Source organism: Variovorax sp. 54 (genome assembly GCF_002754375.1).
Lineage (GTDB): Bacteria > Pseudomonadota > Gammaproteobacteria > Burkholderiales > Burkholderiaceae_C > Variovorax.
This window is the reverse complement of the sequence record NZ_PEFF01000001.1, coordinates 437,638-450,452: the sequence shown is the minus strand read 5'-3', so window position 1 is coordinate 450,452 and position 12,815 is coordinate 437,638. Positions and strand designations below refer to the sequence as shown.

The following is a 12,815-nucleotide window of genomic DNA, read 5'->3' as shown; positions in this document are numbered from 1 at the left end:
GCGGCGCATTCGGCCCGCTCCAATTCCTGTGCCATTCGCACCGAGGGTGACCACCGGCCGACATTAGTTGGCCGTGCAATTCCTGCATGTGCGGTTGTCGTCGGACACGCGCGATGCTCCGCCGCCGGCCGTCGACGACGACGTCGTCGCACTCCCGCCAGACTGCCCCGCACGGTAGATGCGTTGGCAGGTGGTCCGTCCCTTCACCGGGTCGTACGACTGGATGACATCGGGACCGACCCTGTCGGTCATCTCGCAGGTGTAAACCGGGCCGCGGGTTTCGGTCGGGGCGGCCGCGGCCACGGGCGTTGCCGGGCGGGGTGCCGCGCCGGGGCCGAAATGATTCTGCGCAACACACCGGCGCCCGCCGGATTGCACGGCATTGCAGGCGTTCTCGGCGGCCGTGTACTGCTGTTGACGTGTCTGGCGTTCCGCGGCGATCTGGGCGGGCGTCACGCCGGGCTCGGTGGGGCAGTTGGCGGCGATCATGTCCAGCACCGTCTTGGTCATGAACATCACCGTTTCCTGGCTGGCGGTGATCGAGGCATTGGATGGGACCTTGGTCGCGATGACCGACTGCTTCATGGCCTCGCAGGTCTGGCTGGAAAGGCGCACGCTTGCAGGGCGGTTGGCCGCGCCCCCTGGCGCTGAACCTCCACCCGCCGCTGCACTGCCACCGGACTCACCCGTCATCTGCCGCGCTGCTGTTGCTGCCAGAGGGTGGTCGGGAAAGCGGCTCATCAACGTGCGCTGCACTTCGCGCGCACGGGTGCGGTCGCCCTGTGCGTTCAGCTCGTCGGCGCGTGCGAACAACTGGCCAGGGTTCATGGCCAGCAGGCTGGCCTGGAACTGCTGCTCGGCGCGTGCGGCCTCTTCGCGTTTGCTTTGTTTTTCGGCCTCTGCGGCGAGCCGGGTCTTCTCGGCGGCCTCGCGGGTGGCGGCCTCACGCGCGCCCGGCAGATTGACCTCGGTGCGAACACCGGCCACGTCGTACTGCGTGCCCACCGACAGCTTGCCGCTTTCGTAACGGCCTTCTTCGGCCAGCGTGCCATCGGCGCGGTACTCGCGTCCTTGTGTGCGCCAATTGGTGCTCATGCTTCCCTCGAAGCGCGTGCCGTCGGCGCGCAAGAAAGTACCCTGGAAGGACGCGTTCTTGCTCCAGCTGCCTGACTTCGTCCCGCCGTCGCGGAGTACCTGCAGGCCTTGTCCTTCGCGGTTGTCGCTGGCCACCTCTCCCACATAACGATTGCCGTTGGGGGCGTACAGCATGTCGGCAGCGCCCTGCACGCGATTGGCACTGAACTGTCCACGCTGGATCTCGCCGTCGGAAAAGACGCGTGTTCCGGTGCCGTCAGCCTTGCCGTCCTTGACCTGCCCGTAGTAGACCCAACTCGTGTCGCCGGTGCCCTTGCCCGACAGCGTGTCGCCAGTGCCCACCTCGCGCACGCGCGCCCCGATCTCCTGCGACAGCCGCTGCGGCTGCGCCAGGCCGCCGAGCTTGCGCTCGTTCTCGCGGTCATCGCCGTTGAGCACTGCGTTGAACATCGCATCGGGCGTGACCTCCTTGCGGTGGTAGCCGAAGAAGTTGCGCGTGCCTTCGCCAATGGCAGCCTGCAGCCGCTCAAGGTAGCCCTTGGCGCGCGCGCAGGTCTTCTGCGCGCTCAATACGAAGCGGCAACCGATGTGCGCCGAGCAAAGGTCGGCCTGGGTGATCGTGGCTTCATCCTTGAGCTCGACGCAATTCGCGATCTCGGGATTGACCTGGCCCCGGGCTCCCATGGGGACGGCGAGCACACAGGCCGAGAGGACGAGTGCCGACAGGAAGGCGTACGGGAACCGGGGCGCTTGCCTGGGGCGTTGACGCCCTCGGCGTGCCGGCGTGGAAATGAGCGCTGGTTCTCGTGCAATGGTCGCCATCGTCATGACGTCTCCTCGGTCTGTGATGGGCCGAATCTAGCGGAGCAAATTGCAAACCAAATACCGCTTTTGTGGGAGTCCACGGAAACCGGTAGCTCGCCTTGCCGGGCCGCGATGCGGAAGGCGCCTATCGGCCCTCGCAAGTGAGGCGAGGTGCTCTCCGAAATTTGATCGGGAGGCCAAGGACAAGAGAGAAATGATGGCCTGCCCGGAGGGGATCGAACCCCCGACAACCTGCTTAGAAGGCAGGTGCTCTATCCAACTGAGCTACGGGCAGATTTCGGTTGAGAAGCGAGGGCCGAAGCCTTCAGTCCTCGGGCCACAAGGGATGCGGCAACAGACCCGAAAAATCAACGGTCTGGACGCTTCTGCCTCTGACCGGGGAAGCGCGGATTCTACCTACATCCCTCCATGCACGACGCCTTCGCGGGCGCTCGTTGAGAGGGCGAATGGGCGTGGCTGGCGCGGGAGGACACCCTGGCGGTCTCGGCCGCCTGCTTCGACACGAGCTGCTTCTTGCCGCAGGTGCTGCACCGATAGAACCTGAGGGCCGGCAGCATCCTCATCCAGGTTCGCCGCTCGAGGCGACGAAGGCCGGCCAGGCCGCAGGAACATCGGAGAAACAGATTCAGCAGCATCACAGAAGAGTTCAAACCGGGAAGGTGTCGACACTCTTTCCCCGACGCTGCTTCGCGGTTTGCGCAACCATGAAGCACCCGCGTTCGATTCTGTGGGTGGGCAGGGCCTGCAGCGAAAGGGCTGCACGCGCAACAGATTGCTAGGGACGGGCGTTTCGGTCGTCCGATGCTTTCCTGGATCTTTGCGGCCGAGGGGCCGTCAGACGTTCTCCGAGCGGTACTTGAAGACCGCTTCGTTCACCGCGCGTTCGGACGCCAGTTGCTTTTTTCCGCAGGCGCTGCATTGGTAGAAGCGCTGGCTCGAGAAGAGCCGCATCCATGGCCGGCGCTCGATGCGTGCGAGATGCCGGAGGCCGCAGGAACAGCGGGAAAAGTAATTCAGCATCGGAAAAGAATCCAGGGGTGAGGGTCTGCTTCAACGTCCGTCCCTGACTCAGCTCTTCGGCTTTGTAAACGCGATTCAGCTTACTTTGTAAACACGATCACGATTGACTCGATTCTGCGTGAGCGCCGAGGGCTCCGCGGGTAGTCCCGTAAGAAAAAGGTTGCCATAACGGTGTAACAACAAGGCAGTGGCGTTGCCCGATGTACGGAAACCGGTGGGACGTGCTACGAAACGTCTAAAGGGGCGCGAGATTCGCGGTGAATTGCGAGCGGCCCGGAAAAGAAAAAAGCCTGCAACGACTTTCATCGTTGCAGGCTTTCACTTTTCTTTTGGTCGGGGCGAAAGGATTCGAACCTTCGACCCTCTGGTCCCAAACCAGATGCGCTACCAGGCTGCGCTACACCCCGCCAAGCCTTCCATTCTAGCCCGAATAAAGGCCGGCTCAGCGCTTCTCGTACTGTGTCTTGCCAAAAAGGATCTCGCGCGCCTTGTCATCGGTGATGGGGCGGCGCAGATCGGCCAGCACTTTCACGCCGCGTTGCACGGCCGGGCGCGCGGCGATGCCGTCGAACCAGGCCTTCAGGTGCGGGTAGTCGGTGAGGGTGATGCCCTGGTTTTCCCAGCTGCGCAGCCACGGGAAGATGGCGATGTCGGCAATCGAATAGCTGTTGCCGGCGATGAACTTGTGCTTCGACAGCTGCCGGTCGATCACGCCGTACAGGCGCTTGGCCTCGTTGGTGTAGCGGTCGACGGCATAGGCGATCTTCTCGGGCGCGTAGATGCGGAAGTGGTGTGCCTGGCCGAGCATCGGGCCGACGCCGCCCATCTGGAACATGAGCCACTGCAGCACGTCGTAGCGTTCGCGGTCGCCCGTGGGCAAGAACTTGCCGGTCTTGCCCGCGAGGTACACGAGGATGGCGCCCGATTCAAAGAGCGAGATCGGCTGGCCGTCCGGTCCGTTGGGGTCGGTGATGGCGGGGATCTTGTTGTTCGGGCTGATCTTCAGGAACTCGGGCGCGAACTGGTCGCCGGTGCCGATGTTCACTGGGTGCGCGTGGTACGGCAGGCCGCACTCCTCGAGCATGATGTGAATCTTGTGGCCGTTCGGCGTGGGCCAGGAATAGACCTCGATGGGCGATGCGGGCATGTCGCGGAGCTCCAGATTGAGAGGGTTGTGACGGGAGAACGGCAGCATATACACGCGCATCCGGACGCGTGCGGGTGCGGGCATTTGCCGTCTGCCGGCCGCGCCCTGGGCCCGGTCACCCCACCTGTCGTTCGTGCGCGTTGCACCACATCCAGTGCTCGCCGGGCTCGATCGACTGGATCACGGGATGTTCTTCAGCACGCGCGTGCTTCGTGGCGTGGCGGTTCTTCGACGAATCGCAGCAGCCCACATGGCCGCAGTGCACGCACAGGCGCAGGTGGACCCAGGTGTCGCCGGTCTTCAGGCAGTCTTCGCAGCCGCGGGGCGTGTGCGGTGGTGCGATGTCGGCGGGCACGTGTTCGCAGGCTTGAATGGGCATGGGGTATCTCTGGAAAAAACTCAGGCCACGGCCGAGGTCGACGACAGGTGCTGGTGAATCAGCGCCACCACCGCGGCGCCTTCGCCGATCGCGCCGCCCACGCGCTTGACCGAACCCGAGCGCACGTCGCCCACCGCGAACACGCCGGACACGCTCGATTCGAGCGCCGCAGCGGGGCGCGCCGGAAAGCCGCTGCTCGCGGCCGGGCCGGTCAGCACGAAGCCGTGGCGGTCGACCGACACGCCGCAGCCGTCGAGCCACGACGTCTCGGGCTCTGCGCCGACGAACAGGAAGATGTTGCGCGCCGGGCAGTCGTGCTCCTGGCCCGAGGTGTGGCAGCGCCACGTGGCGCCGGTGAGGCCTTCCTCGGGCGCGCCGTGCAGCCGCACGAGCTCGGTGTGCGGTTGCAGCGAGATGTTGGGCGTGGCCTCGATGCGGTCGATGAGGTAGCGCGACATGCTGGCCGCCAGCGACGGCCCACGCACCAGCACGTTGACCTTGGCCGCATGGCGCGACAGGAACACCGCCGCCTGGCCCGCCGAGTTGCCGCCGCCCACCAGCGCAACCTCTTGCTGTGCGCAGATCTTGGCTTCGATGGCCGAGGCCCAGTACCAGATGCCGCGGCCTTCGAACTCGGCCAGGCGCGGCACGCCGGGGCGGCGGTAGCGCGCGCCGCTTGCGATGACCACCGTGCGCGCGCTGATCGTGCGGCCGTCGGTGAGCTTCAGGGCAAGGCTGCCGATCGCGTTCTCGCGCGAGCAGTCGAGCGCTTCCACCTGCGCCGGAATCAGCATCTCGACGCCGAACTTCTGCGCCTGCACGAACGCGCGGCCCGCCAGCGCCTGCCCCGAGATGCCGGTCGGAAAGCCCAGGTAGTTCTCGATGCGCGCGCTGGCACCGGCCTGTCCGCCGAAGGCGCGGCAGTCGAGCACGATCACGCGCAGCCCTTCGGAGGCGGCATACACCGCGGTCGCAAGGCCGGCCGGGCCAGCGCCGACCACGGCCACGTCGTAGAGCTCGTCGCGTGCCGCGGTGTCGACCATGCCGAGGCAGCGCGCCAGGCCTTCGTCGCTCGGGTTGACGAGCACCGAGCCGTCGGGGCACACGGCCAGCAATTTGTCGGGGCCGTATTGGGCGAGCAGTGCGGCCGCATCGGCGTCGGCGGCTGCGTCGACCAGGTGATAAGGATGGCCGTTGCGGCGCAGGAAGTTCTCCAGCCGCGCCATTTCGGGCGAATCGGGGCGCCCGATCAGCACCGGCCCGGCCGCGCCCGATTCGATGAGCGCCACGCGCCGCAGGATCAGCGCGCGGGTGATGCGCTCGCCCAGGTCGGCCTCGGCCACCAGCAGCGCGCGCAGGCGGTCCGGCGGCACGACCAGTGCCTCGACTTCTTCGTCGGCATGCCCGTCGACCAGGGCAGGGCGTCCGCTCAGCTGGCCGACCTCGGCGAGAAACTCGCCCGGCCCCTGGCGTGCGATCGGCACCACATGGCCCAGGCCGTCGCGCTGCGTGACGGCGACCACGCCCTTGAGCAGCACGAACATGCCGGCGCCGGTCTCGCCGGCGGTGAAAAGTCGTTCGCCGCGCGCAAAGCGTTGCACGCTGCCGAAGCTGGCGATGCGTGCCATCTCGGCGTCACTGAGGACGGGGAAAGTCTGGTGCAGGCGGCTGTTGGCGCCTGGTGCATCGGTGGCCATGGGGTCGAACTCCGTGTCGCGAATGCCCCGCATTAGACGCCGAAGCGGCGCCAAAGCGACGCTGACGCGCGTTGTAACAACGTCATGTGGCTGCCACGCCGCTGACATGCCGCTTTCATTGCGCGTGTCCAGACTCGGTCAGCAGAAAGGGATTTCCCATGAAAGAACTGCCGAACCCGACGTTTCCGCTCTCGCAGCTCGGACTGCGCGCAGCCTTGTGGCCCGCACCCACGGCCGGAACCCCCGCCGTTGTTGCTGCTGCCGCCGCAACCGCCGCCGCACTGGCCACCCGCACGTCGGTCCCCGAGGCGCCGCTGGCCGTCATCGTGCCGCCGGCCGCCGAGGTCAACAAGCCGGGCATCACGGTGAGCTGGGCACGTCATCTGGATGACGTGCGCGCCGCGCAACGCCTGCGTCACGATGTGTTCGTCGGCGAGATGGGCGCACGCCTGAGCACACCGCTGGCCGGCCACGACATCGACCTGTTCGACGACTTCTGCGAACACCTGCTGGTGCGCGACGAACTCACCGGCCAGGTCATCGGCACCTACCGCGTGCTGACCCCCGCGCAGGCCCGCCGCGTCGGCAGCACCTACAGCGACACCGAATTCGACCTGACCCGCCTGCGCGACCTGCGCGAGCGCATGGTCGAGCTGGGCCGCAGCTGCGTGCACGCCGAGCACCGCCAGGGCGGCGTGATCCTCGCGCTGTGGGGCGCGCTGGCCGGCTTCATGCACCGCAACAAGCTCGACACCATGATCGGCTGCGCGAGCATTCCGATGTCGCACAACGGCGTGACCAGCGGCGATGCGGCGGCCAGCATCTGGCGCCAGCTTTCGGCCAGCCACCTCGCGCCGATTCAATACCAGGTGCAGCCGCGCCTGCCGCTGCCGGTCGAACGGCTCGACAGCGCGCTCGACGTGGAGCCGCCCGCGCTCATCAAGGGTTACCTGCGCCTGGGTGCCAAGGTGCTCGGCGCACCGGCCTGGGACCCGGACTTCAACACCGCCGACCTGCCGATGCTGATGCGCATCGACGACCTGCCGGCGCGCTATCGCAAGCACTTTCTCGGCGCATGAAGCCGGCGGCCATCCGGCCCGACGCCGGGCCGCACGCTGCTTCGCTGTCGCCGAATGTGTCAGCTTCGCTCTCTGTGGGGCAGGGCACGTCACGCGAATGTCATGGAACTGTCACGGATGACGTTGACACTGTCATATTTCAGCCGACGTGTTCTCCCGTGCCGCTTGCTCCAGAATCAGTGCCCATGCCTTCCCTCTCCGCTGACCCGTCGCGCGGTGACGCGCCTCCGTTCGCGTTGCTGGACCGCGACCACAGCATCCTCTCGTTCAACGAACGCGTGCTCGACTGGGCGCGCCGCCCCGAGGTGCCGCTGATCGAGCGGCTGCGCTATCTGTGCATCGTGTCGTCGAACCTCGACGAGTTCTTCGAAGTCCGCGCCGCACCGCACCTGATCGCCGGCAGCGCCGGCGACAACAAGGGCACCTACACCGTCGAATCCTTCGAGCGGCTGGCCGAGGCCGCCCATGCGTTGGTGGCGCGCCAGTACGCGCTGTACAACGACGAGCTGATGCCGGCGTTTGCCACGCACGGCATCCACATCGTGTCGCACGGCGAACGCAACCCGGCGCAGCGCAAGTGGGTCAGCGAGTATTTCGAGCGCGAAGTGCGCCCGCTGCTGATCCCCGTGGGGCTCGACCCGGCGCACCCGTTCCCGCAGGTGGCGAACAAGTCGCTGAACTTCATCGTGCGTCTGGGCGGCAAGGACGCCTTCGGCCGCGAGAACCCGATCCAGATCGTCAAGCTGCCGCGCGTGCTGCCGCGTCTCATCAAGATGCCGGCCAAGGTGTCGGACGGCAAGACGCTGTTCGTGGCGCTGTCGAGCGTGGTGCGCGCGCACCTTTCGAGCATGTTCCCGGGCCGCGAGGTGGGCGACTTCTCGCAGTTCCGCGTCACGCGCCACTCCGACCTCGCCGTCGACGAGGAAGACGTCAAGAACCTGCGCACCGCGCTGCGCCAGGGCCTGCAGCACCGCCACTACGGCCAGGCCGTGCGGCTCGAGGTGTCGGCGAGCTGCGCAGAATCGCTCGCGAGCTTCCTGTTGGCGCAGTTCAACCTGCCGCCGCAGGCGCTGTACCGCGTGCACGGCCCGGTGAACCTGGCACGACTCACGCAGTTCATCGACCTGATCGGCGAGCCGCAGCTGCGCTTTCCGCCGTACGCGGCGTCGTTCCCCGTCACGCTGTCGCCCGCGCAGTCGTTCTTCGACCGGCTGCAGCGCGGCGACGTGCTGATCCACCAGCCCTTCGAGAGCTTCGACGGCGTGCTGGCCTTCCTGCGCGACGCGGTGCTCGACCCGCAGGTGCTGGCCATCAAACAGACCATCTACCGCACCGGCGCCGATTCGGAGCTCATGGACCTGCTGCGCGAAGCCGTGCGCCGCGGCAAGGAGGTCACGGTGGTGGTCGAGCTGAAGGCGCGCTTCGACGAAGAGGCCAACATCAACTGGGCCGAGATGCTCGAATCGATCGGCGCGCAGGTGGTGTACGGCGTGGTGGGCTTGAAGACCCACGCCAAGATGCTGCTGGTCACGCGCCGCGAGGGCAAGCAACTGCGCCGCTACGGCCACCTGTCCACGGGTAACTACAACCCGCGCACGGCGCGGCTGTACACCGACATCAGCCACCTCACGGCCGACCCGGCGCTCACGGCCGACATGGAAGCCGTGTTCGTCCACCTGGCCAGCCAGAGCCGCCTGCCCAAGCTCAACCGCATGTGGCTCGCGCCCTTCGACCTGCACAAGAACCTGGTCGCGCGCATCGATGCGCTGGGGCAGGCTGCGGCCAGCGGCGAGCCGACGCGCATCGTCGCCAAGATGAACGCGCTGACCGACGAGGCCATCATCGGCGCGCTCATTCGCGCGGGGCAGAAGGGCGTGAAGATCGACCTCATCGTGCGCGGCGCCTGCACGCTGCCGGCGCAGGTGCCGGGGCTCACCGACAACGTGCGCGTGCGCTCGGTCATCGGGCGCTTCCTCGAGCATTCGCGGGTGTTCTATTTCCGCCATGGCGAGGACGAGTCGCTCTATTTGTCGAGCGCCGACTGGATGAACCGCAACATGATGCGGCGCATTGAGCTGGCCTGGCCCGTGACCGACCCCACCCTGCGCCAGCGCCTCATCGACGAGTGCCTGGTGGCCTACCTGCACGATGGCCGCGACGCCTGGGACCTGGGCGGCGACGGCGTCTACCGGCGTGTCGACCATGACACGCACCCCGGCGAGGCGGGCGCGTCCCCCGCGATCGAAGCGCATGGCGCCCAGGCCGCCTTGATGGGCCGCTATGCATCACGAGGAAACCACCGTGATGCGGCCTCCAATTGAAATTGAAGAAGAAGTTCGAAAGACGATGAGCATGGACTTGATCTTCTGGCGTCACGCCGAAGCCGAGGACTGGACCGAAGGGTGTGACGACATGCAGCGCTCGCTCACGCAGCGCGGCGAAAAACAGGCCAAGCGCATGGCCTTGTGGCTTGATCGGCAACTGCCCGACGGCACGCGCATCGTGTGCAGTCCGGCGCGCCGCTGCGAGCAGACCGCCCTGGCGCTGGGTCGCAAGTACAAGGTGCGTTCCGAGCTGTCGCCCGACACCACCCCCGACGCGCTGCTGGCCGCCACCGGCTGGCCCAACGGCAAGTCGGTGGTGCTGGTGATCGGCCATCAGCCCTCGCTGGGGCAGGCGATCTCGTTGCTCCTCGGCCTGAAACAGGACAGCTGCCCGGTGCGCAAGGGCTCGCTGTGGTGGATCCGCACCCGCGAGCGCGACGGCGATGTGCAGACCGTCGTGGTGACGGTGCAGGCGCCCGAGCTTCTCTAAGCCGTCCTTCGCCGCGGACACCCCTGCCTGACGCTTCCGGACAGGCGCTTTGTCACGGTCGCGGGCCGAGGTGGCAGGGCGCTTGTCTCCCGGAAAAAGGGGCGAACGACTCATGCGCGCGTGCGGCGCAATTTCTACAGTGTGAGTGCACGGCAACGTGCTTTTGACCTCGATGCGGGAAAGAAGCGGTGCCGGTCGACCACCTCACTGGGGGACGCGCATGAAACCGCTCAACACACTGCCAGGAAGCTTCGTGAACATGCTGCGTGCAGACGCGGACGTGCGGTTGAAGGCGCTGATTTTTCTGCTTGTTGCCGCAGCCCTGCTGTCGGGGTGCGCGGCGAACACCGCCGCGCCTGTGCCGCCGACCCGCCACGATGTCGCTCGTTCGATCGAGAAGATCGAGCTCATCTACAACCAGGAAGACCAACTGATCGTCACGGATGGCGGCGGGTCGGGGCTGACGGGCTTCGCTGGGTTTCTCGGACCCGTCGCTGCGCTGGTGGCCATCTCCGTCGATACCAACAGCCGGCTGACGATGGCCGCCCGGACCGACCAGCGCAGCAAGGAGTTCACGGCCGCAGTGAAGAACAGTGGAGTGACCATGGGGCTCAACAGGCAGTTCGCAGAGCGGCTGGCGGTGCGCCTGCGGGACAGTGGCCGCGAGGTGAAGCTGACGCCTTTCTTGCGTGCGACCGGAGAGCACGCGCAGATGCAGGTGCAGGAGCTCCAGCCGACGCCCGGCTACAGCACATTGATCTTGCGGATCACGACGTCCTATGGCGCGGCCGATGCGACATCGAGCTTCAAGCCGTACGTCTGGGTGGAACAGTTGCTGAGGGACGAGAAGCAGTCCGTCGTGGGCCAGACGTTGCAGGTCGCCGACGTGAGCGAGCCGACCTATCTCCTGTACGACGGCCTGCTCAAGGACACCGCAGGCGCTCGCGAAGGGTTGAAGCGCGGGCTTGACCAGATCGTGCAGCCGGCCTATGTCAGCCTGTTCGGGGAAGACGAGCCGCGCAAGGCCAGCGCTGCGGCAGTCACGCAGACGGCCGGCATCGACACGAAGTGAAACGGCTCAGGCGCCGCTGAGTTCCACGCGCCAGTTGCTGGTTTTCTGCCAGGCCAGCACTTCCTCGCGCAGCAGGTGTGCCGACTGCGGATAGGCGTCGGCCCAATCGGGCGCGCAGGCAAGCGTGAAGGCCCTGGCACCGAGTGCCGCGAGGTTCAGCGCCTTCGGGTCGGGGTCGCGGCGTGCATGGCACAGGATCACGGCCAGCCGCAGCGCGAGCAGCTGCATCACGAAGGTCTCGTCGTCGAGCGAAGTTTCGAGCTTGCGCAGCTTGCCGCGCTGGCCCAGCACCAGCTGGCCGAGCGCGTGCAGCTCGTTCACAGCAAAGCCCGGCGCGTCGGCGTTGTCGAGGATGTAGGCGCCGTGCTTGTGATAGTCGCTGTGCGACACCAGCGCGCCGATCTCGTGCAGCTGCGCGGCCCAGCCGAGCTTGCGCAGCGCGCGGCCGGCGCGGCTCGAGGTGCTGCCGCCACGCGCGGCGGGGGCGAGCTGCACGAACAGCGCGGCGGCGGTGTCGCTCACGCGCTTGGCCTGGGCCGGATCGACCGCAAAGCGGGTCGCGAGCCGGGCCACCGTGGCGCTGCGCATGTCGGCCACGCTCTCGTCGCGTTCGAGCAATTCGTACAGCACGCCGTGGCGCAGTGCGCCCTGGGCGACCTTCATTTCCTGGATGTCGAGCAGGTCGAACACCGCGCGCAGCACGCTCAGGCCGCCGCCGATCACGGCCTTGCGGTCTTCGCGCATGCCGTCGATGCGCAGTTTGTCGATGCTGCCGGCCTTGAGCAGGCGGTCGAGCAGCCAGTCGAGGCCGTCGCGGGTCACGAGGCCAGCCTCGCCGCCGGCCGCGGCGAGCACGTCGCCCACCGCGCCGATGGTGCCGGAGGCGCCATAGGCCACATCCCACTGGTCGCGGGTGTAGCTCGACAGCGCGTCGTCCAGCACGGCCTTGGCCGCGACTTCGGCGGCGCGGAAGGCGGGGGCGGTGAACTGGCCTTCGCCGAAATGCTTCATGGACCAGGCGACGCTGCCCACGCGGTACGACTCCATGCGCTCGGCCTCGAGCGCGTGGCCGATGATCATTTCGGTGGAGCGCCCGCCGATGTCGATGACGAGCCGGCGTTCCTGGTCGGACACGTCGGTGTGCGGCAGATGGTGCGCCACGCCCTGGTAGATCAGGCGGGCTTCTTCCCGGCCCGGGATCACGTCGATGCCGAAGCCCAGGATGGTGCGTGCGCGCAACAGAAATTCTTCGCGGTTGCGTGCTTCGCGCAAGGTTTGCGTGGCCACGGCGCGCACCTGCGAGCGCTTGAAGCCGGCCAGCCGCTCGCCGAAGCGGGCGAGGGCGTCCCAGCCGCGCTGCATGGCTTCGGTCGTGAGGTTGCGTGCACTGTCCAGGCCGTTGCCCTGGCGCACGGTTTCCTTGAGGTACTCGGTGCGGTGGATCTGTCCGTGGTCGACCTGGCCGATTTCCAGCCTGAAGCTGTTGGAGCCGAGATCGACTGCTGCGAGGCGGGTGCCGTTTTGCATTGTTCTAGTGAAGAGGGCGGTTCTCTGATCGTAGCGCCGTGACAGCAGGCGCCGCCTCTCCAGTCGCGTCACGGCGAGGGCTAGAGGTTAGGCGCGGCGAATGACGGTTGTGTGACAGCGTCACACACAGCGGGGGTGGCGCAGCGGCATTTTCCCTCGA

The 12,815-nt window shown here is 67.0% G+C and carries 10 protein-coding genes and 2 tRNA genes; 4 read left to right on the top strand and 8 right to left on the bottom strand.

The features are described from left to right. Window positions 1-63: 63 nt before the first annotated feature. The 7 genes from CLU95_RS02120 to CLU95_RS02090 form a co-directional block, all read right to left on the bottom strand. Window positions 64-1,923 carry a hypothetical protein gene (locus CLU95_RS02120; protein ID WP_143605925.1) on the bottom strand — a complete coding sequence of 620 codons (1,860 nt, stop codon included), beginning with the start codon at window positions 1,921-1,923 and terminating at the stop codon, window positions 64-66. A 194-nt stretch (window positions 1,924-2,117) separates the two neighbouring features. Continuing rightward, window positions 2,118-2,194, bottom strand: a tRNA-Arg gene (locus CLU95_RS02115). Between the two features lie 560 nt (window positions 2,195-2,754). Beyond that, a complete protein-coding gene (locus tag CLU95_RS30490; RefSeq protein WP_143605924.1) occupies window positions 2,755-2,940 on the bottom strand; it encodes a hypothetical protein in 186 nt (61 codons plus the stop codon). Window positions 2,941-3,270: 330 nt separating this feature from the next. Next, window positions 3,271-3,347, bottom strand: a tRNA-Pro gene (locus CLU95_RS02105). Between the two features lie 35 nt (window positions 3,348-3,382). Next, window positions 3,383-4,087 carry a glutathione binding-like protein gene (locus CLU95_RS02100; protein ID WP_099789970.1) on the bottom strand — a complete coding sequence of 235 codons (705 nt, stop codon included), beginning with the start codon at window positions 4,085-4,087 and terminating at the stop codon, window positions 3,383-3,385. Between the two features lie 115 nt (window positions 4,088-4,202). After that, on the bottom strand, window positions 4,203-4,466 hold the full coding sequence (locus CLU95_RS02095; protein WP_099789968.1) for a UBP-type zinc finger domain-containing protein: 264 nt from the start codon (window positions 4,464-4,466) through the stop codon (window positions 4,203-4,205). A 20-nt stretch (window positions 4,467-4,486) separates the two neighbouring features. Continuing rightward, window positions 4,487-6,163, bottom strand: coding sequence for an FAD-dependent oxidoreductase (locus CLU95_RS02090; protein WP_099797076.1), 1,677 nt, complete (start codon window positions 6,161-6,163; stop codon window positions 4,487-4,489). A 158-nt stretch (window positions 6,164-6,321) separates the two neighbouring features. Between CLU95_RS02090 and CLU95_RS02085 the strand changes: the two genes are divergently transcribed. The 4 genes from CLU95_RS02085 (at window position 6,322) to CLU95_RS02070 (ending at window position 11,128) form a co-directional block, all read left to right on the top strand. Continuing rightward, window positions 6,322-7,242, top strand: coding sequence for a GNAT family N-acetyltransferase (locus tag CLU95_RS02085; RefSeq protein WP_099789966.1), 921 nt, complete (start codon window positions 6,322-6,324; stop codon window positions 7,240-7,242). Window positions 7,243-7,427: 185 nt separating this feature from the next. Continuing rightward, window positions 7,428-9,563: a polyphosphate kinase 1 gene (ppk1, locus tag CLU95_RS02080; RefSeq protein WP_257214511.1), complete on the top strand. Its 2,136-nt coding sequence runs from the start codon at window positions 7,428-7,430 to the stop codon at window positions 9,561-9,563. A 31-nt stretch (window positions 9,564-9,594) separates the two neighbouring features. Further along, the gene (locus CLU95_RS02075; RefSeq protein WP_180288714.1) at window positions 9,595-10,056 is read left to right on the top strand and encodes a SixA phosphatase family protein; all 462 of its coding nucleotides are present in this window, start codon (window positions 9,595-9,597) and stop codon (window positions 10,054-10,056) included. Window positions 10,057-10,276: 220 nt separating this feature from the next. Then, a complete protein-coding gene (locus CLU95_RS02070; protein ID WP_099789960.1) occupies window positions 10,277-11,128 on the top strand; it encodes a hypothetical protein in 852 nt (283 codons plus the stop codon). A 6-nt stretch (window positions 11,129-11,134) separates the two neighbouring features. On the opposite strand, the gene CLU95_RS02065 is transcribed toward CLU95_RS02070, so the two are convergent. Beyond that, window positions 11,135-12,655 carry a Ppx/GppA phosphatase family protein gene (locus CLU95_RS02065; RefSeq protein ID WP_099789958.1) on the bottom strand — a complete coding sequence of 507 codons (1,521 nt, stop codon included), beginning with the start codon at window positions 12,653-12,655 and terminating at the stop codon, window positions 11,135-11,137. Window positions 12,656-12,815: the final 160 nt, after the last annotated feature.

What these genes read in the sequence shown, in the direction of transcription:
- CLU95_RS02070 (WP_099789960.1), top strand. Translation starts at nt 10,277, where the DNA reads ATGAAACCGCTCAACACACTGCCAGGAAGCTTCGTGAACATGCTGCGT.
- CLU95_RS02100 (WP_099789970.1), bottom strand. Translation starts at nt 4,087, where the DNA reads ATGCCCGCATCGCCCATCGAGGTCTATTCCTGGCCCACGCCGAACGGC.
- CLU95_RS02090 (WP_099797076.1), bottom strand. Translation starts at nt 6,163, where the DNA reads ATGGCCACCGATGCACCAGGCGCCAACAGCCGCCTGCACCAGACTTTC.
- CLU95_RS02120 (WP_143605925.1), bottom strand. Translation starts at nt 1,923, where the DNA reads ATGACGATGGCGACCATTGCACGAGAACCAGCGCTCATTTCCACGCCG.
- CLU95_RS30490 (WP_143605924.1), bottom strand. Translation starts at nt 2,940, where the DNA reads ATGCTGAATTACTTTTCCCGCTGTTCCTGCGGCCTCCGGCATCTCGCA.
- CLU95_RS02095 (WP_099789968.1), bottom strand. Translation starts at nt 4,466, where the DNA reads ATGCCCATTCAAGCCTGCGAACACGTGCCCGCCGACATCGCACCACCG.
- CLU95_RS02085 (WP_099789966.1), top strand. Translation starts at nt 6,322, where the DNA reads ATGAAAGAACTGCCGAACCCGACGTTTCCGCTCTCGCAGCTCGGACTG.
- CLU95_RS02065 (WP_099789958.1), bottom strand. Translation starts at nt 12,655, where the DNA reads ATGCAAAACGGCACCCGCCTCGCAGCAGTCGATCTCGGCTCCAACAGC.
- ppk1 (WP_257214511.1), top strand. Translation starts at nt 7,428, where the DNA reads ATGCCTTCCCTCTCCGCTGACCCGTCGCGCGGTGACGCGCCTCCGTTC.
- CLU95_RS02075 (WP_180288714.1), top strand. Translation starts at nt 9,595, where the DNA reads ATGGACTTGATCTTCTGGCGTCACGCCGAAGCCGAGGACTGGACCGAA.